This window comes from Streptomyces sp. MK7 (assembly GCF_032658145.1).
In the GTDB taxonomy this organism is placed as follows: domain Bacteria; phylum Actinomycetota; class Actinomycetes; order Streptomycetales; family Streptomycetaceae; genus Streptomyces; species Streptomyces spiralis.
This window is the reverse complement of the sequence record NZ_JAVACL010000018.1, coordinates 114489-132945: the sequence shown is the minus strand read 5'-3', so window position 1 is coordinate 132945 and position 18457 is coordinate 114489. Positions and strand designations below refer to the sequence as shown.

General features: G+C 70.5%; 16 protein-coding genes and 3 pseudogenes. 9 read left to right on the top strand and 10 right to left on the bottom strand.

The genetic code is table 11. The annotated features are described in order from the left end of the window. The first annotated feature begins 28 nt into the window (after positions 1–28). A complete protein-coding gene (locus tag R2S09_RS21080; RefSeq protein ID WP_316742599.1) occupies positions 29–898 on the top strand; it encodes an acyl-CoA thioesterase II in 870 nt (289 codons plus the stop codon). A gap of 231 nt (positions 899–1129) precedes the next feature. Further along, entirely contained in the window at positions 1130–3094 is a 1965-nt protein-coding gene (locus R2S09_RS21075) for a SpoIIE family protein phosphatase (RefSeq protein ID WP_316742598.1), read from the top strand. Positions 3095–3230: 136 nt separating this feature from the next. On the opposite strand, the pseudogene R2S09_RS21070 reads toward R2S09_RS21075, so the two are convergent. From R2S09_RS21070 to R2S09_RS21060, 3 genes and pseudogenes are all read right to left on the bottom strand, one after another. Continuing rightward, positions 3231–5090, bottom strand: a pseudogene (locus R2S09_RS21070) (SpoIIE family protein phosphatase); the annotation flags it as partial. A 172-nt stretch (positions 5091–5262) separates the two neighbouring features. After that, a pseudogene (locus tag R2S09_RS21065) lies at positions 5263–5436 on the bottom strand (hypothetical protein); the annotation flags it as partial. A gap of 256 nt (positions 5437–5692) precedes the next feature. Beyond that, on the bottom strand, positions 5693–6610 hold the full coding sequence (locus R2S09_RS21060) for a DMT family transporter (protein WP_306185440.1): 918 nt from the start codon (positions 6608–6610) through the stop codon (positions 5693–5695). 211 nt (positions 6611–6821) lie between these two features. Between R2S09_RS21060 and R2S09_RS40610 the strand changes: the two genes are divergently transcribed. After that, positions 6822–8054: a DUF427 domain-containing protein gene (locus tag R2S09_RS40610; RefSeq protein ID WP_399144308.1), complete on the top strand. Its 1233-nt coding sequence runs from the start codon at positions 6822–6824 to the stop codon at positions 8052–8054. Between the two features lie 136 nt (positions 8055–8190). Here R2S09_RS40610 and R2S09_RS21055 read toward each other — a convergent pair whose 3' ends face one another. Then, positions 8191–9054: an alpha/beta fold hydrolase gene (locus tag R2S09_RS21055; RefSeq protein WP_316742597.1), complete on the bottom strand. Its 864-nt coding sequence runs from the start codon at positions 9052–9054 to the stop codon at positions 8191–8193. An 11-nt stretch (positions 9055–9065) separates the two neighbouring features. Beyond that, the gene (locus R2S09_RS21050; protein ID WP_316742596.1) at positions 9066–9695 is read right to left on the bottom strand and encodes an ABATE domain-containing protein; all 630 of its coding nucleotides are present in this window, start codon (positions 9693–9695) and stop codon (positions 9066–9068) included. 247 nt (positions 9696–9942) lie between these two features. Here R2S09_RS21050 and R2S09_RS21045 point away from each other — a divergent pair, with 247 nt between their 5' ends. After that, on the top strand, positions 9943–10842 hold the full coding sequence (locus tag R2S09_RS21045; RefSeq protein WP_316742595.1) for a LysR family transcriptional regulator: 900 nt from the start codon (positions 9943–9945) through the stop codon (positions 10840–10842). Positions 10843–11337: 495 nt separating this feature from the next. On the opposite strand, the gene R2S09_RS21040 is transcribed toward R2S09_RS21045, so the two are convergent. Then, positions 11338–11868: a carboxymuconolactone decarboxylase family protein gene (locus R2S09_RS21040; RefSeq protein ID WP_306185447.1), complete on the bottom strand. Its 531-nt coding sequence runs from the start codon at positions 11866–11868 to the stop codon at positions 11338–11340. Between the two features lie 81 nt (positions 11869–11949). On the opposite strand from R2S09_RS21040, the gene R2S09_RS21035 reads away from it, so the two are divergent. Then, positions 11950–12531: a TetR/AcrR family transcriptional regulator gene (locus R2S09_RS21035; RefSeq protein ID WP_316742594.1), complete on the top strand. Its 582-nt coding sequence runs from the start codon at positions 11950–11952 to the stop codon at positions 12529–12531. Between the two features lie 220 nt (positions 12532–12751). Here R2S09_RS21035 and R2S09_RS21030 read toward each other — a convergent pair whose 3' ends face one another. After that, on the bottom strand, positions 12752–13393 hold the full coding sequence (locus R2S09_RS21030; protein ID WP_316742592.1) for a CGNR zinc finger domain-containing protein: 642 nt from the start codon (positions 13391–13393) through the stop codon (positions 12752–12754). Positions 13394–13443: 50 nt separating this feature from the next. Between R2S09_RS21030 and R2S09_RS21025 the strand changes: the two genes are divergently transcribed. Both R2S09_RS21025 and R2S09_RS21020 read left to right on the top strand, forming a co-directional pair. Next, positions 13444–14673 carry an MFS transporter gene (locus R2S09_RS21025; protein ID WP_316742590.1) on the top strand — a complete coding sequence of 410 codons (1230 nt, stop codon included), beginning with the start codon at positions 13444–13446 and terminating at the stop codon, positions 14671–14673. A gap of 70 nt (positions 14674–14743) precedes the next feature. Further along, entirely contained in the window at positions 14744–15676 is a 933-nt protein-coding gene (locus R2S09_RS21020; protein WP_316742589.1) for a 2-dehydropantoate 2-reductase, read from the top strand. Between the two features lie 171 nt (positions 15677–15847). Here the strand turns inward: R2S09_RS21020 and R2S09_RS21015 are convergent, their stop codons facing one another. Further along, positions 15848–16075, bottom strand: coding sequence for a hypothetical protein (locus R2S09_RS21015; RefSeq protein ID WP_306185452.1), 228 nt, complete (start codon positions 16073–16075; stop codon positions 15848–15850). Positions 16076–16129: 54 nt separating this feature from the next. On the opposite strand from R2S09_RS21015, the pseudogene R2S09_RS21010 reads away from it, so the two are divergent. After that, positions 16130–16240: pseudogene (locus R2S09_RS21010) on the top strand (acyl-CoA thioesterase II); the annotation flags it as partial. Between the two features lie 18 nt (positions 16241–16258). On the opposite strand, the gene R2S09_RS21005 reads toward R2S09_RS21010, so the two are convergent. Then, a complete protein-coding gene (locus R2S09_RS21005) occupies positions 16259–17365 on the bottom strand; it encodes a DUF6397 family protein (RefSeq protein ID WP_316742587.1) in 1107 nt (368 codons plus the stop codon). A 124-nt stretch (positions 17366–17489) separates the two neighbouring features. Continuing rightward, on the bottom strand, positions 17490–17903 hold the full coding sequence (locus tag R2S09_RS21000) for a roadblock/LC7 domain-containing protein (RefSeq protein WP_306185455.1): 414 nt from the start codon (positions 17901–17903) through the stop codon (positions 17490–17492). Positions 17904–17995: 92 nt separating this feature from the next. On the opposite strand from R2S09_RS21000, the gene R2S09_RS20995 reads away from it, so the two are divergent. Beyond that, positions 17996–18424, top strand: coding sequence for a PPOX class F420-dependent oxidoreductase (locus R2S09_RS20995; protein WP_316742585.1), 429 nt, complete (start codon positions 17996–17998; stop codon positions 18422–18424). The last annotated feature ends 33 nt before the right edge of the window (positions 18425–18457 follow it).

Below are 18457 nucleotides of genomic sequence, written 5' to 3'. Positions count from 1 at the left end.
CCGTACCCAGCACAGGAGAGTCCCGCCCATGACCAACCCGGCCGAAAGGCTCGTCGACCTGCTCGACCTGGAGCAGATCGAGGTCAACATCTTCCGCGGCCGCAGTCCCCACGAGTCCCTGCAGCGTGTCTTCGGCGGCCAGGTGGCGGGCCAGGCCCTGGTCGCCGCCGGCCGCACCACGGACGGCGAGCGTCCGGTGCACTCGCTGCACGCGTACTTCCTGCGCCCGGGCCGGCCGGGGGTGCCGATCGTGTACCAGGTCGAGCAGGTGCGGGACGGGAGGTCCTTCACCACCCGCCGGGTCACCGCGGTGCAGCAGGGCCGCACGATCTTCACTCTGACCGCCTCCTTCCACAAACCTGAACAAGGGAGCTTCGAACACCAGCTGCCGCCCGCCCGCAGCGTCCCGTCCCCGGAGTCCCTGCCGACGATCGCCGAGGAGGTCCAGGCCCATCTGGGCGCCCTGCCGGAGCAGTTGGAGCGCATGGCACGTCGCCAGCCCTTCGACATCCGCTATGTGGACCGGTTGCGCTGGACGGCCGAGGAGGTCAAGGACGCCGAGCCGCGCAGTGCCGTGTGGATGCGCGCGGTCGGGCCGCTCGGCGACGACCCGCTCGTGCACACCTGCGCGCTGACCTACGCCAGTGACATGACCCTGCTCGACGCGGTGCGCCTCCCGGTCGAGCCGCTGTGGGGGCCGCGGGGCTTCGACATGGCGTCGCTGGACCACGCCATGTGGTTCCACCGGCCGTTCCGCGCGGACGAGTGGTTCCTGTACGACCAGGAGTCACCGATCGCGACGGGGGGCCGCGGCCTCGCCAGGGGCCGCATCTACAACCTGCAGGGGCAGCTGATCGTGTCCGTGGTGCAGGAGGGGCTATTCCGCAAACTGGGCTGACCTGCGGTTTCACCGAGCGTCGACCGGCCGGCATCGCGTCGTGCGACGCTTCTCGGGCCGGTCGGAGGACGACACATGACCGGTGGCGCGGCCGACCCGCCACCGTACGGCACGAGACGTCTCGAGTCTCGGGGTCGCTGCCACTCCTGGTGGGCGCGGCCTGCTCTGAGGCGGATACCGTTGTTGAAGGACGACGAGGTCATATCGCTCGACGATCGTCAGGAGCGGCAGATGGACGCCTCGGACGAACTCCTGCAGAGGGCCACACCGTCGGCTCTTTTGACCCTGGACGGCGTCATCCGCTCTCTCAACGCCGCGATGGCCAGGGCATTGGGCAGGCCGCGGGAACAGTGCGCGGGCCATGGCTTCGGTGATCTCCTCTCCGAGGATCAACGCGTCTCGGCCGAGAGCCTGCTGAAGCACGGGGCCACGACGAGGAGGCTTGCGATGCGCGTGCTGGAATTCCCCGGCGCGGGCACCGCGTCTGTGGTCTGCCTCGTCGAGGCGCGGCCGGTGAGGGAGCCCGCGAGTGGCGAGCGGCTCGTGTGGGTGCACTCGTTGGATGCGGAACACGACCTCGGTGGTCTGCTGATCCCGTTCCGGCTTGCGGCGAAGGCTGCCGGCCTCGGCCTTTGCATGTGTTCCCCCGAAGAGCACCAGGTGGAGTGGCTGGGTGGCGCACCCGCTTTGGCCGCGCTCTTCCCGCAGGCGTCGGTGTCCCTGTCCGAGATGATCAGGCGGGTGCACCCTGATGACCGGAGGGACGTGCGGCGGCTTGTGCGCTCCACCGCCGCCCAGTCCCCGTGGATCAGGTCGCGGTTCCTCACCGAGCAGGACGGCTGGCGTGTCCTCGCGGGCCAGACCCGCCGGGTGCAGTTGGGGTACGGCGGCCCCGAACGGGTCTTCGCGGTGGTCCGCGACGACACCCGGTCGGAGGCACACCGTGAGGCAGTGCTGGCCGAGGTGAGCGCGGAGCGCGAGCGCGCCGAAGAGATCGCCGCGTTCTCCTCCGCCCTGTTCACCGCCGCCACCGAGCAGGAACTGCAGCAGGTCGTCCTGGCCCGGCTCGCCGCGGCCGTCGGAGGTTCCGGTGCCCTCCTCGCGCTGGTCGACAACGGGCGCTTGCGGGTCTCCTCGGATGCCGGGATCCCCACGTGGGAGGCCGATGCGCTGCACGGCCTGTCGCTGGACGAGGACCGGCCGCTGCCCTGCATGATCCGTACCGGTCAGGCGCAGTTCTTCCCCAACCACGAGGAGTTCGTCCGCCGTTGGATGCATGATGACAGTCTGTCCGTGCCGCGCCCCGTCCCCGGCACCGCCTTGTCGATCACCCCCCTCAGCCCGCCGGACGACCAGCCGCTCGGGGCCTGGGCGGTGACGTACGACAGTGAGCACTCCCCGTCCTCCGAGAAGCTCGCCTTCATGACGACTCTGGCCGAATTGGCAGGCCAGGCGCTGAGGCGCATCAGGTTGCAGCAAGCCCACGTCGAGCTGTCCACGGCGGTCCAGCAGAGCATGCTCCCGACGCTGCCGGAGCACCTCCCAGGCCTGCAGATCGCCGCCCGCTATCAGCCCAGCCGGGACGGGCTGGACGTCGGCGGAGACTGGTACGACGCGTTCTTCCTCCCCGACGGTGCGGTCGCACTGGAGATCGGCGACGCCCAAGGGCACGACGTGGATGCCGCGGTTTTCATGGGCCAGGTGCGCTCGTCCATGCGCGCGATCGCCGCCCACGAGCCCGAGCCCGGCACGGTGCTGGCGCGTACCAACGAGTTGCTCGTCGCGATGGACGTGCCACGCTTCGCAAGCTGCACCATGCTGCACCTCGATCCGCAGGACGGACAGGTCATCGGCACCAGCGCAGGCCATGTGCCGCTGCTCCACGCACGCGACGACGGCAGCCACACCATCCACGCACTTCCCGGCGGGCCGGTCCTGGGAATCGTGCCCGACAGCGAGTACCCCGAGGAGACCTTCACTCTGGAGGAGGGCACCGCGCTGGTCATGGTCACCGATGGTGTGGTCGAAGGGCCGGGCCTGACCCTGGAAGCCGGACTGGAGCGAGCGGGAGCGCTGGCCGGCCGAGCCCTCCAGGACCGGCTCGACGTCGAGGCGACCGCAGACCGAATCCTCGGCGCGGTCGCCGCGGTGGACCACCTCGACGACGTGGCCGTGCTGGTCATCCGACGCGCATGAGACTCGATACGCCTCCCTGGGGGAAGCCGTTCTCCGGCCCTCCTTCAAGGGGCGCAGCGTCCGCGCGGGCCCCCGACTGCTCCCGGCACGCGGCGGCGAAGCGGCCGGGTACGCCCGGCGCCCGAGCCTCCCCCGTTCAGGGCGAAGCCGGCGAGCGCTCGGTCGGTTGCCGGGACGCTCCGGGCGGCCCGCCCGGCAGGAACTGTTCGGCCCAGATCACCTTGCCCGACGCGGTAGGACGCATCCCCCACCGCTCGGCAAGCCGGGCCACGAGATAAAGGCCCCGCCCGCCCTCGTCGGTGATGGCCGCCTGCCGTATGTGCGGAGAGGTACGGCTGCAATCGGCAACCTCGCAGATCAGGGCACGGTCGCGCACCAGCCGGAGATGGATCGGACCCTCGGTGTGGCGGATGGCATTGGTGATCAGTTCGCTGAGGATCAGCTCAGTGGTGCAGGCAAGCTCCTCCAGCCCCCACTCCGCGAGCTTGCGCGCCGCTGCCGTCCGCATGTGTGCCACAGCCGCCGGATCGTGGGGCACAGGCCACCCGGCCACCTGTTCCGCCGGAAGCCCGCGCATGCGGCAGACCAGAAGCGCGATGTCGTCGTTCTGCCGGTCGGGCAGCATCGCGTCGAGTATCGCGGTGCAGGTCGCCTCGGGCGCATCGGCACCGTTGCCGGCGCCTCGGCTCAAGGCCTCTCGCAGCATCATGAGGCCCACATCGATGTCCCGCTTCCGGTCCTCGATCAACCCGTCGGTGTACAGCACGAGCCGGCTCGCTTCGGGTACCTTCCACTCGGCGCTCTCGAAGGATCCGCCTCCCAGGCCGAGGAGCGGTCCGGCGGGGAGGTCGGGGAACACCACCCGTCCATCGGGGTGGACGAGCGCGGGCGGCGGATGCCCTGCCCGGGAGAGCACACAGCGTTGCGTGACCGGGTCGTAGATTGCGTACAGGCATGTGGCACCGCCGACGGAGCCCTCACCGCCCTCGCTCCACTGATCGCGGTCCATCTGGCTGACGAGGTCGTCCAGGTGGCGGAGCAGCTCGTCGGGCGGCAGATCCAGCGCGGCGAAGCTGTGGACCGCCGTGCGCAGGCGCCCCATCGTCGCGGCGGCGTGCAGTCCGTGTCCGACCACGTCGCCCACCACCAGGGCCACGCGCGAGCCCGGCAACGGGATGACGTCGACCCAGTCGCCGCCGACTCCCGCCTGCGCCGGCAGATAGCGGTATGCGGCGTCGAGCGCACTCTGTCCGGGCAGGCTGTGCGGGAGCAGGCTCCGCTGCAGGGTGACGGCTGTCACGTGCTCGCACGTGTAGCAGTGAGCGTTGTCGATGGATGCCGCCGCGTGCCTGACGAGTTCTTCGGCGAGTGCGAGGTCGTCCCTCCCGAACGGCTCGCGGTGTCGTGCACGCCAGAAGTCGACCACGCCGAAGATCGTCCCGCGGGAGGCCAGCGGAACGGTGATCAGCGAGTGAACACCGTGGGCGATGATCCGCCGGTTGTGTTCCGGGTCCTGTGCCTGCCACCCGGGGACATCCTCCAGCCGTCGAGCGATCACGGCTCGCCCACTGCGGAGCCCCGCAGACTGCGGCGTGGAGGGGTGGAACACGAGCCAGCCCCCCAGGGGGGAGAACGGATGGTCGTCGCGGACGCCGCTCACGGCGACCCGGCGCATCCTCGTATCGTCGTTGTACCGGGGTTCCTCCCCACGCAGAACGGGCTCCGTCACATCAACGGTGGCGAAGTCGGCGAATCTGGGGATCGACACCTGTGCCAGTTCCCGCGCGATCCGGGTCATGTCGAGGGTGGTGCCCACACGCACGCTCGCCTCGTACAGCAGCTCCAGCCGTGCGCGCGCATCTTCCGGCCGATGTCTCGATCGTCGAAGTCTGAACAGCCCGCCCGAACGAGGCCAAGACCACGTCCTGGCCGGGCGCAGGTCCCGAAGAGTGCTGGGCTTTCCCGTGTCCATGGCGAGTTCCTGCCGTGTTTCTTCGACGGAAGCATTCCCGTCCGTCCGGCACGCCATGGAAGCGCACAAAGGCCACCAAACCGAAGTGATCGCCAGACCGGATACCGAGAGCGACCATAAGCGGTACCGATGGATGCCATATGGCTGCCCGGGTCGTGGGGCGCCGGGCAACGGTGAATCGACGGGCTCTCAAGCCGAAGGGGGACTCGCCCGCAGGTGCCTGAGGGTCGAACAGGCCGCGCTCATAGCGGGCGGCCATCGCCGTGCCCGCCGCGTTCGCCACGCCCTGCCCCAGCGGGCCGGTCGTGGTCTCCACGCCCGCCGTGTGCCCGCACTCCGGGTGACCGGGGGTCCTGGAACCCCGGGTGCGTGGATCAGAGGGTCACCGGCGCGCCGGGCGGGCGTGGTGGGCTCGTCATCTCGCAGGGAGCTGTCACGGAGGCGACGTGCGGCCGTCGCGGATGTTCCTCTCCAGGTCCGCGTAGCCCATGAGCGCGGCCCCCAGGTGGTCGCAGATCGGTCGCCGACGAACGTCGGTTCGTCGGCGACCAGCATCCGGATGAGCCCTCGTCGGCCACGTTGATCAGTTTCCGCCCGGATTCCGGGAGGAGTGTGACTCGCCGCTTTCATCCGGGCGTTGCCGCGGGCTGCCCGATGACATCCAGCTCGTCCTCGTCCGGGTCGATGCACTGTGCGAGGCACTTGGTGCGGGACAGGGCAAGAACTCCGTAGAACAGCACCGCCAGTCCCAGCAGTGCCGGTACGAGCCAGAATCCAGCACGAGGGCGCTCCGCGTAGATCGTCACGCCGAGACCGAAGCTCACCGCGGCATCGCCGAGCGTCAATGCGGGTTGAGAGCCGATGAGCGGGCCCCCTTGCATGGCGATCCCGAGCAAGAACAGGGAAAAAGCGCCGACGGCGGCGAAGCTGTACGTCTGCCATGCCAGGAAAAAGGCAACGGCACCACGAGTGGAGAGAATGTCCATGGCCGACTTGACCAGTGCGGCGGTGACAGCGTTTCCGATAGCCGCGCCCGCCGCGAGGGAAGCCGCTCGCATCAGACCGACGGGACGTCGCAGGCCGGCGAGAACAAGGGCCGCACCGATCCCTCCGGTGATCGCGAGCGCCGGCAGCCACCAAAGCCCCGGTACCTGCTCGCGGCCTCCCCTGGGAGCCAGTGAGAAAAGGGCCAAGGCCAGCCCACCGACAATGCACGCCACACTGGACCACGCCTTCCGCGTCACAGCGACGTGAAAGGCAACACCCCCGACCACAAGCGCCAAGGGCAGTTCAAGGATGAATATGGGCTGCACCACAGCCAGTGGTCCGGTGGCCAACGCGAGAGCCTGGAAAACAGCGGAGAAGATGACACCGAGGATCCCCCCGAACCAAATCGGAGTACGCAGCAGGTCGCGGATCAAACCGATGCGCAATGACCGCGAGGCGGGAACGGCGACCACGGCGCGCCGCTGGAGCACAGTCCCGACCGCGTTGCTGCCGGCTGCGAGAAGTGCGAACACGATGGACAGCAGGATTGTCACCATGAGCACCACTCCTCGGCTCGTGTCAGTTCGTCACGGCGCGCCCTGTGGCCCCTGGGACAGGCTACGCCTTCTCGCCGGCGCGCAGTGTCCTGCCGAGGCGCGCCGTACCGGCGGGTCAGGCCATCTGGTGATGGCCCCCCATAAGGCGCCCAAGGCGGACCCAAGGCCGTCTGCGTCCGTCTGAGGCACGAGATGCCGGAAAACTGTCACCATGATTGCCTCGTGGCGGTGGGGTACGGGCTCGGCCCCGCAGGACTATGCCTGCCATGAGGACAATGATCATGGAGCACTACACACCGGACTACCCGGAAATGATCGTCCCGGTCGGCCACGTCGAACCGGTACCGCGCCGCATCCGCGGCTATACGGCGAACCTTCCTGTCTTCGACACCGTGCAGGCGCGCTGTGTGTGGCTGTGGCCGGGCTACCCGCAGTACTGCATCCCTCGGGACGACATCCGCGACGGAGTTCTCCTCGACGAGGACCGGACCATGGCGTTGCGGGTGGGCAGGGTGCGTCGCCACAGCCTCCGGCTGGGTGCGCTCACCCGCCCGGGCGCGGCCTGGGAATGGACCGACGACGCGCCTGCCGGCATCTCCGGCCATGTCAGCTTCCGCTGGGAGGCCATCGACGCATGGTTCGAGAAGGACGAGCAGGTCTTCGTCCATCCTCGGAGCCCTTACACCCGCGTCGACGCGCTCCGATCCGGTCGCAGTGTCCGCGTGCTCCTCGACGGAGCCGTGCTCGCGGACGCGCCGTACTCGGTGATGGCGCTGGGGACAGGCCTCCCACGCGCTACTACCTCGACCGCCTGCACATCGACTGGACCCGCATGGAGCCCCCCGACACCGTCACCAGCTGCCCCTACAAGGGCAACACCACCTTGCCATCCAGCAGTCCCATCATCTTTTTCCACTCCACATCGGAAGTCGCTGCATGGTCGATCCGGTCCCGGCGTTCCGAGCCGCAACGGCTCCGCCGGGTACCGTGCCGTCCCAGCGGACGGCGAATGGGTACAGCGTCGGTTCGCTACGGGACTTCCGGGTCAGCCATAGGCGGTCGTGATGGTCGGCGTAAGCTGCCGGCTGCCCCCGGATCGCCGGTCCGCCGGGCAGACGGGCGACGGTGGAGGGTCGACGAGGCACCTGTGGCATGCGGACACAGCCCGCCGTGGGCAGCGTCGCACACCACGTCACGCAGCTGGACACGGCCGGGTCTCCATGTGCTTGATCGTGGTCGCCTCTGGTATCGCCCGCAGGCCGCTGAGGCTCAGAGCCAGTCTGCGCACACCGCCCGCGGGGCGCGAGCGGAGGTGGCGCCGCGGAAACCAGGGATGAGCCGCCCTCGCCGAGGCCCACGTTCCATGCGGGGTCGGTGGCGCCCGTCACCGGGCGATCGGCGATCGGCAGCATCGATGCGGCCGCTGGGGAGGCGCCGGCCGTGAGCACCGTCGGAGGGGTCGGGGTGCGCGTGAACGCCGTACAGGTCGCTCCCGCCAGGCCCGGGCCGAAGAGGACCGCGGAGCCTGGCCGACCAGGGGCCCGCGGGACGGCCGGCGTCCGTGACGGAGATCCCCACGGTCATCGCGTACCCGGGCGGGGGCACCCCTGCGAGGCGCGTGCGACCTGGTGTTCGTCGCGTGCGGTCCGGCCCTGCCCGGCTGGAAGGTCATGGCGGCCGCCTGGGCCGAGTGCGTAGCGGCCGGCCCAGGCGGCGAGCACGGTCGCCGCGTACTTGGCGTCGGCCGCCTTGGTGAGCAGGTGGTCGGCTCCCGCGAGGGCGATGAAGGACTTGGGGTGGCGGGCGGTGTCGAAGATGCGTCGCGCGTTGGTCACGTCCACCAGTTCGTCCGTCGGCGAGTGGAGTACCAACAGCGCGGCTTTGAGCTTCGCGATGCGCTCGGCCTGCGGCTGGGCGGTGATGTCGTTCAGGAACTGCCGCTGGATTCGAAAGGGGCGGCCCGCCAACAGGACCTCGGCCTGGCCGTTCCGCTCTGTCTCCGCCCGGTTCTTCCCGAGCAGGTGCAGGACGTGGTCGGGGTTGAAGGGTGTGGCGATCGTGGCGACCGCCCGCACATCCGGTATGAGGTGTCGTGCGGCGAGTACCGCCGCACCGCCGAGCGAGTGTCCGATGAGGAGGGTCGGCGCCTCGAAATGGGTACGCAGGTACCCGGCGGCACGCACCAGGTCGTCGACGTTGGAGCTGAAGTGCGTGTTTGCGAAGTCTCCCCCGGAGCCGCCCAGACCGGTGAAGTCGAAGCGCAGCACCGCGATGCCGAACCCGGTCAGCGCCCGTGCGACACGGGTGGCGGCGACCTGGTCCTTACCGCAGGTGAAGCAGTGGGCGAACAGGGCGTAAGCCTTCGGCCTGCCCTCGGGCAGTTCCAGCCGCGCGGCGAGTGGCGCACCCTGCGATCCGGCGAACTCCACCTTGCTGCTGTGCATGGGTGCGTCCCTCAGTGTGATGGGGCGGAATGGTGGCGCCGGTAGTGGCGGGCGACGCGTACACGGTTGCCGCACGCCGCGGAGCACCATTCCCGGCGCGCGTGGTTCTTGACGAAGAAGAGCAGGCAGTTCTGTGCCAGGCAGGGGCGCAGACGGTCACGGTCAGCTCCGGTGAAGAGCCCGACAGCCTGATGCGCGATGAGCTGTACGGCAAGGTCGGCGACTGTACCGGAGCCCCGATAGGCACGTGAGGGTCGCCCGTCGGCGGGCCACACGAGTTCGGGCCATGCGTGGGCGAGGGCGTTCAGCGTGCCGATCGCCTCCCCTCGCGTCAGTTCGGGCGCGGTGGCCGACGGCCGGGGGTCCTGGGTCGCGTCCGCCGCCAGGTGACGCAGCGCGTCACGCAGCGCGCGCAACGCTCCGGCGACCGGGCGCACCGTGTCCTCGTCCAGTTGGTCGGCCGTGATCTCGCTCTCGGCTCCGAGCCGATGGGCGACCGCGCGCAGCCAGCCCGTGGCGGCTGCGTCGCCGTCGAGGGTGTCGTGGGTGCGGCCGCGATCGCCGGTGACGGTGTTCATCAGCTCGACCGGCAGCGGCTCCCCCAGCAGCGGCGCACTCGTGGTCCCACCGTCAGTCCTCATGACGCCACCGTACCACAACCTAATGGATATTTCGGGATCCATCCATGTGACGACGAGGGAACACATTCCATGATGCTAACGTTACAGAATCGCACCGTCCATTAGAAAATGAGTGCACGCAGACGTGCGGGTCGCCATTCCCTGTCCTGCCACCGGCGACCCGCACCGCCTTCCGTACACGGCGGCACAAGAGCCTCGCGCGACCACTGAACGTGACATCAGGCGGCGAGGCCGAAGGGATATCCGCATGGAATTGCGTGACTTGCAGATGTTCGTCGCGGTCGCCGAGGAGGGCGGACTGACCGCGGCAGCGCGGCGGCTGCACATGAGTCAGCCCGCGCTGTCCCAGACGATCAGTCGCTTCGAGCGACAACTGGGCGTGAAGCTGCTGGCGCGCAGCAACACCGGTGCCCAGGTCACGCAGGCAGGGGCAACCCTCCTCGGCGAGGCCCGCGCCGTTCTGGCCAGGCACGACATGGCACTGCGGACAATGACCCGGTACACCCGTCGCGGCCACGGGGTGCTGCGGATCGGGATTCCGCTCGAACTGCCCCCCGGACTGCTGGACCCCGCGCTCGCCGACCTGGCCCGAGTCCACCCGGACACCCGGGTGCAGGCCCGTCACCTGTCCACAGCGGACCAGCGGGCCGCCCTCCAGGCCGAAGAGCTGGACGTCGGGTTCCTCCGCGAGCGGCCCACAGGAGCGCAGTTCGACGCGCAGCTCGTCGTACGAGAACCGCTGGGCGTACTTGTGGCCGCGAGGCGGGCCGACCGGCTCGCCGACCCCGACGGCATAGCGCTGGACGCGCTCGCCGGCCTGCACTGGGTCGGCTTTCCACGCTCGTCCAGCCCCCTCTGGTACGACGAAGTGGCGGGCATCCTGCGCGGCCACGGCATCGACCTCGGTCCCAGGGCCCCCGAAGGACAGGTGCTGATCCCCGACGTGAAGCTGGCGGCAGTCGCCGACGGCCGGGCTTTCGCTCTGGCACCGCCCGATTGGCAGCGGCTGCTGCCCGACCACGTGACATGGTCGCCGCTGGTCGGACACCCCCTGGTACGACGCACGTGGGCCGTGTGGCCGGCCGAGGCGACACGAGGCGATCTCGGCCGGTTCATCGCCGGCCTCGAAGGGCCGGGAAGCACGTGAGCGCCAGGGCCGATCGGACCGCTGACCCCACGGCGCGACGATGTCCGGACGGACTGCTCACCCCCGCCGACCAGGGGCAGCCCACCGACCACGGCAAGGCCCGCGTCTGCTGGATCCTGGAGACCGCACCCGCCACCCAGGTGTCGGCCCCGACCGAGCCAGCCTCTGCCAAAGCCGCACACTGACGCTCCGCCGTGGGCCGGGCCTCGTGCAGGGCCCACACCGGTCCATGTCCCCATCGCCGCCCGTCGCCGCGGCCGCATTGCGCCGCGCCTACGGCTCGGGTAATCGAGTTCCAGGTTCCCGCGGCGACCTGCTCCGCCGGCCGGGCGAGTTGCTCGACGTCGGACTCGACCCGCTTCCCCCGACCGCCACCGGGATCCGACCGGGGGTCCCGGAGACGACGGCTCGGCCGGCTCCCGCACGGGGAAGAGCGGCAACGACACCGTGCCGGCGGCCTGTGGCCGCCGGCACGGATCGTGGTGTCTTCCTCCGTCAGACGACGGCCGGGAAGTCCAGGTCGGTGTGGGCGAAGCGGTGGGTGTAGTTGGTGAAGGTGTTGATCGACACGAAGGCCAGGATCTCCAGGAACTGCTCGTCGGTGATGCCGGCCTGCCGGGCGGCGGCGATGGCCGCATCGCTGACGCCGCCCCGGGTGTTGAGGGCCTCGGCGGCGAACGTGAGGACGGCTGCGGCGAAGGGGTCCTCAGAGACACCCTTGCGGGCGGACGCGATCTCCTCCGCACTGACACCCGCAGCCTTACCGGCCGCGGTGTGGGCGGCCAGGCAGTAGCCGCAGGAGTTGAACTCGGCGGTGAGCACGGCGATCCGCTGGCGGACCTGACGGGAGAGGGTGCTCGTGCTGAGCGCCCCCTCGAACGCCCACCAGGCGGAGAGCGCGGGCTCGGACGTCGCCAGGACCCTGATCCCGTTCGGCACGCCTCCGAAGGCTGCCTTCACCTGGTCCAGGACCTCGCGACGGGCGCCGGTGGCGGTCTTCGGGTCGACGGAGTTCACGCGGGTCATCGTTCTTCCTCTCGATAGACAGACAGATCTGTCTGCTCCATGCCCCAGACTGTAGACTGACCTGTCTGTTAAAGTCAAGGCATGCCCACCACAGCGCCTCCCTCCCCCCGTCGCCGGCTGCTGGACACGGCGGCCCGGCTGTTCTACGCCCATGGCATCCACACGGTCGGCATCGATCGCCTGATCGCCGAGTCCGGCATCGCCAAGGCGAGCTTCTACAAGCACTTCCCTTCCAAGGACGATCTGGTGGCGGCGTACCTGGACGAGCGGAACGAGCAGTGGCAGGCCCGTCTGGCGGCAGAACTGCCGCGGCGGGCCGATGACCCCGTGGAACAAGTCCTGTGTGTGTTCGATCTGCTCGCCGAGGACTTCTCCGACCCCACGTACCGCGGCTGCCCCTTCATCAACGCCGCGGCGGAGTACCCTTCGGTGCCGGCTGTCCTGCAGGCCGTCGCGCGTCGGCGCCGTGCCCGCGCGGACCTCTTCGCCCGCCTCCTCGGGCAGGCGGGGCTGAAGGACCCTTCGGACCTGGCGGCACAGCTGTGCCTGATCTACGACGGAGCCATGGTCGCCGCCCAGCTCGACGACCCGGAGGGCCCACAAGCCCATGGCCGACGGGCGCGGGCCGCGGCGGCCGCGCTGATCGCCGCGCGGCGCTCCTGACTGCCGCCGCCGCACACGAGGTCAGCCGCGGCACCACTCCGTGCCGGGACCGGGGTGTGGTCCCGACCAAGGGTTTCCTCACCGCCGCCCAGCCCACGGCGCGCCGAGCGGTGTGGCGGCCTCCGCTGCCGCTCCGGCCGCTTCGGTCACTCCGGCTGCCTCGCCGTCGGCGCGGAGGCGACCGGTCCGATCGGCGGGGCGCCTCTTCCGGATCACACAGTCACGCCGAAGGCTCCTCGGTCTCGCTCAGCGCAATGGTCTTCCGGTGGCGGTGGCGGGCGGCTTTGGCGCTGTTTCCACAGCGCTGCATCGAGCACCAGCGCCGCGGCCGGCCGCTGCCGGAGGTGAGATAGATCATCCGGCAGGTCTCCGAGTCGCACTCGCGCAGGCGGGAGCGCCGGACCGGGTCGCCGACCAGGGTGATGAGGTCCCGGGCGATCAGGCTCAGGAGAGCGTCCGCGGACAGTTCGACGCTCCTCTCGTCCAGAGCGACACCGGACACCGACAATCGCAGCCGGGGCGCAGGAGGCGCGGCCTGGGCGCACCGATTGACGAGGTCCACCGATGACCGCCGCGGTCGCCCGTCGCGCAGGACCGCAGCGGCGATGTCGTACGCCGCGTCCCGGAGGGCATGCAGGGACTGGACCGTTTCCGGCGTGGCATCGGCCTCCCGCAGCCTGAACCCAACCCCGGCACACCACCTGCGCAGCCGGTCGACCCCGTCGAGGCGTTCCACCGGCACGACCGGTCGGCGGCCGACGGTCGCTACCAGGTTGAGCGCCAACGAGCCCGCGTCGAACCGCAGTGCACGAATCCCTGCCGTCACCCTGGTGGCGGCCGCTTCGGTGAGGCTGTGGTCCATGAGCCCCCATAGTAACCTTTTATTCGGTTACTAAGTAGGGAGGTGCGCCAGTGCGGTCATGGATGCGGGTGGCCCTCGCCGTCTTCGGTGTCGCCTGGGGCGCCAATCAGTTCGCCCCGCTCCTCCTCGTCTACCGCGAGCACCTCTCCGAGGCCGTGGTGACAGCACTGTTCGGCAGCTACGCCATCGGGCTGATCCCGGCACTCCTGGTAGCGGCCTCCTGCTCCGACCGGTTCGGCAGGCGGCGAGTGATGCGCCCGGTACTGCTCCTGTCCGCCGCCGCCTCGATGGTGCTGCTGGCCGCCGGGGATTCGGTTGCGGTCCTGGCGGCCGGCCGCCTGCTGGCCGGAGTCGCCTCGGGCGCCGCCTTCGGTCCGGGCAGCGCCTGGATCAAGGAGCTATCCGCGGACGGGGGCCCCGGTGCCGGGGCGCGGCGCGCGGCGCTCGCCCTGTCCGCGGGTTTCGGCGGCGGGCCGCTGGTGGCCGGCGCACTGGCACAGTGGCTCCCGGCTCCCGACGTGCTCCCGTACGTGGTGCACCTGTTGCTGATGGCGACCATCGCGCCGCTCGCCTGGTTCGCGCCCGAGACGGTGGCCTCCCCGGGCAAGGCACCCGGGGCCCGCCGGATCGCATGGGGCGCCACGCTGCGCCACCCTGAGTTCCTGCGCCGCGTGGTGCCCACGGCCCCGCTGGTATTCGGCGCGGCGACAGTGAGCTTCGCCCTGCTGCCGAGCCTGGTACCGGTGCCAAGCCTGGGCATCGCCGCCGGCGGCGGAATCGCCGGACTCACCCTGGGCAGCGGGGCCGCGGTGCAGCCGCTTGCGCGCCGCCTGGCCCGGCGCGGCAGCGCAGGCATCCGCACCGTCGGGCTCGTGACCGGGACGGCAGGATTCGCCCTGGCCGCCGCGGCGGTGGACGGGAAGCAGCCGTTCCTGCTCCCGCCTGCCGCTGTCGCCCTGGGTGGCTGCTACGGACTGCTGCTGGTGGCCGGGCTCAGCTGTGTCGAGGCACTCGGCGCACCCGAGGAGCTGGCCGGCGTCGCCGCCGTCTTCTACTGTCTGACCTACCTCGGCCTGCTTCTCCCCTACGCGGTGTCGGCCGTCGCCGGTGCTGTCCCGCCCGCGGTCTCCCTGCTGGCGGCGGGAGCCGTCACGGCTGTGCTCATTCCGGTCACCGCGGCCGGAGGCGGCGTACCACGCACGCGGGCCGCACCCTCGTCGAGCATCGGTCCGCCATCGGCCGCGCTTGGCACCGCTGACGACTCGTCGGCCCAGAGCTGAGGCGAAAGCCCCGTTCCCGCGGCCGAAGGCGCACCACCATCATCCGATCCGAAAACGAAAGGCAAGCACTATGCGCATCGCAGTTGTGGGAGCGGGGGGCGTGGGCGGGTATTTCGGCGCCCGGCTCGCCGCTGTGGGCAATGACGTGAGGTTCGTGGCCCGGGGGCGGCACCTCGCGGCGATCCGGGAGCGAGGGCTGCTGGTACGCAGCCCCCTGGGGCAGTGGGAGGTCCCTTCGGACCAAGTGGTGCCGGCCATCGCCGACCTGGGCCCGGTCGACCTGGTCCTCGTGGCGGTCAAGCTGTGGGACACCGAGGACGTCGCCGCGCAGCTCGCCGATGCCATCGGACCCGACACCCGGGTGATCTCACTGCAGAACGGTGTGCACAAGGACGAGGTCCTGCGCAAGGCCCTGCCGCCGGAGGCGGTGGTCGGGGGTGCGTGCTACATCTCCGCCGCCATACAGGAGCCGGGCGTCGTCGTACACAAGGGGACGCTGCAGAAAGTCGTGTTCGGCGAGTACGGGGGTGAGGCCTCGGAGCCGGTGCGCGAGTTCCTGCGCCAGTGCCGGCAGGCGGGGATCGAGGCGGAGGTCAGCGACGACATCGAACGGCTGATCTGGGAGAAGTTCGTGTTCCTGGTCGGGCTGTCCGGAGCGACCTCGGTGGTGCGCCGGCCCATCGGTGTGGTGCGCGACAACCCCGGCTCCCGGGCGCTGCTGCACGACCTGATGGCGGAGGCCGTCGCGGTGGGCCGTGCCGCCGGGGTGCACATGGACGCCGGGTACGCCGAGGACCGGCTCGGCTTCTGCGACACCCTGCCGGCCTCCATGTCGTCCTCGATGCATCATGACCTGACCCAGGGCCACCGGCTCGAACTTCCCTGGCTCAGCGGTGGCGTGGTGGAACTCGGTGAGCGTTTCGGCATCAGCACGCCCCGCAACCGCACGGTGGCCGACGCACTCGCCCCCTATGTGTCGGGAACGCCCGCCGTCAGCGCCTGAGCACCACGCCAAACACCCATGGAACGCGGCAGAACGCGGTAGTCGGCGGTTCCCCCCTGGCCGGGGGAACGGCCGACTGTCATGGTGAGCGCGCCGCCGTCCTGAGCAGGCCCGCCCGCGGGTATTCCCCCTGCGCGGGTCGGTTCAGGCGTAGCCGCCGCGCGTGGCGCGTCAGGCCACCAAGTTCCCGGCGATGAACACCGCCATGAGTGCGATCAGCAGGTGCTTGCGGTTCATGCGGGACCACAGGGCGGTCACGATGGGTCCTCCCACCGTGCCCCCGATGGCGTAGGCGGTCACCAGCAGTCCGACGGCCCACAGGCCCGCGTGGAGGTCTCCGGCCAGGGGCGGCAGGATGCGGTGATCACGAACTCTGTCGTGCCGACGGCGAACAGGCACGATGTCGTCGTCCTCCCGGCCGAGGATCTGCGGTGCGGATTCCGTACGACCAGGAGGTCACCGATCGCGACGGGCGGCCGGGGCCTGGCCCGCCGGCGCATCTACGACCTGGAGGGACGTCTGCTCGTGTCGGTCGTCCAGGAGGGCCTGTTCCGCGCGGTGTAGTAAACGCCCGGCGGTGGTTCAGGCGCCTCTGCGGAAGAGCCGGCCCAGCAGGCCGTGCGACCGGTCCCGGTGGCCGGTTCGCGGGGACGGCTCGGACCGCGCCGGTCGCTCGGAACGCCGGAGACGGTCGTGGCGCCCCTGGTGGCCGTGGCGATTCTGGTGGTCACGGCGGTTCTGATGGCCGTGGTGGTTCTGGTGGTCGTGATGGCCGAGATGATCGGGCCGCTCGGGGTGCTCCGGCTGCCCGGGTGTCCCGGTCGGCCACGGGTGCGGTGCGTGGACGGGGGTCCGCTGGGTGTGCCGTGGAGCGGGGCGGGGTGCGGGACGGTGGGTTCGTGCCTCTTCCACGGCCCGTGCCAGGTCGGCCCGGAGCCAGTCGATCTCGTCCGCATCCTGGGCCGTCGTGATCCGCTCGGCCAGGTGGGCGGCGGGCGAGCCCGGTGCGCCGTGGGCGGGCGGCCGAGGACGAAGGCGGTTCAGCTGGGCGCGCTCGTAGGGGTCACCCACGATCTCCGAGACCTGGAGCGGGTCCAGCAGCGAGGCCACGGCGGCCGCCCGCTCCCAGGGGTCGTCGGCCGCCTGTCGGAGCAGGAAACCCAGTTGCCGGCCGCGCCAGTTGCGGGCGCGCAGGTCGACACCGGCGTCCAGCTGGTCCCGCAGCCCCTCGGGCAGAGGCCGCTTCAGCAGCGAGGCGTTCTCCGGGCCGGCGGCGAAGTCGCGCACATCACCGGCCAGATAGAGCCAGACGACGGCCCGGTACCGGTTCAGATAGAACGCGACCGGTACCAGCAGGCCCAGGCGCGCCAGACGCGTGAACCTGGCCCCGCTCACCTCCATGATCCGCGCGGCGTCGCCGGTGCCGACGGTCATGACGCGCTCGCGCAGCGCTTCCGGGAACCCTTGCTGGGTGCGCAGCCGCTCGATCTCGGCACGCGCTACACGCCGGCCTCCTCCCCCTTCGTCGGGAAGGGTACGGATACGGCCGAGGCTGACGGCCAGATCGAACTCGCTCCGCTTCAGGCCCAGTTCACGTGCCGCTCGGCTCGCGGTGAAGGGCGTGTCGCGTTTCCCGGCGGTCGGTACGACCGTGGGCGGGACCTCGTGCGTGATGGTGTCACCGGACATGTTCGTGCCCCCGTGGAGTGTGCGGCCGGCGCCGTGTGCGCTCGGCTGCGAAAAACCGTAGCCGCTGCGGAACATCTCCGTGCGAGCCTGTGGATAGCTCCGCGGGAACCAGCGAGTGCGCACGTCAGAGGTCAGTTGACGGAGTGCGCTCAGGTTGGCGGGCGTCCACGTCGAGGTGTTCGCCGACCCGGTTCACGAGCAGGGTCATCTCGTAGGCGATCAGGCCGATGTCGGCGTCGGCTCCGCTGAGGACGCACAGGCAGCTGCCGGTGCCGGCGGCCGTGACGAAGAGCACGGCTTCGTCGAACTCGACCATCGTCTGACGTACGCCGCCCGCGCCGAAGTGGCGCCCGGAGCCCTTGGCCAGGCTGTGCAGTCCGGACGAGACGGCCGCCAGATGCTCGGCGTCCTCCCGTCGCAGCCCCGTGCTGGAGCCCGTGACCAGTCCGTCGTTGGACAGGACCAAGGCGTGCCGTACGTGCTCCACCCGTTCGGTCAGGTCGTCGAGCAGCCAGTCGAGTGCCGGGTTCTGCGCCATATGCGGTCTCCCCCTGTGATGGCTCCCCCCTTTGCCGGAGGACTCCCGCAAGCCTTCCCCACCGCCACTGCCCCGGCAAGGAGGATGGAGGCATGGCACAGAAGATGTCCGACGAGGAATGGCGGGCGTTCGTCTCGTACGGGACCCGCACCGGCAAGCTGTCGACCGTCCGGGCCGACGGGAGCCCGCACGTGGCGCCGATCTGGTTTCTGCTCGACGGGGACGACGTGGTGTTCAACACCGGGAAGGAGACCGTGAAAGGGCGCAATCTGGCGCGTGACGGCCGGGTCGCGCTGTGCGTGGACGACGACCGGCCGCCGTTCAGCTTCGTGGTGCTGACCGGCCGGGCCCGCCTGTCGGAGGACCTGGACGAGCTGCGGCACTGGGCCGCCCGGATCGGCGGCCGTTACATGGGAGAGGAGCGTGCCGAGGAGTTCGGCGCCCGCAACGGCGTCCCGGGTGAGATCCTGGTCCGGGTGCCCGTGGACAAGGTGGTGGCGGTGAGGGATCTCGCCGACTGAGGACGTCTTGCGGCCACGCACCGCGACCTGAGG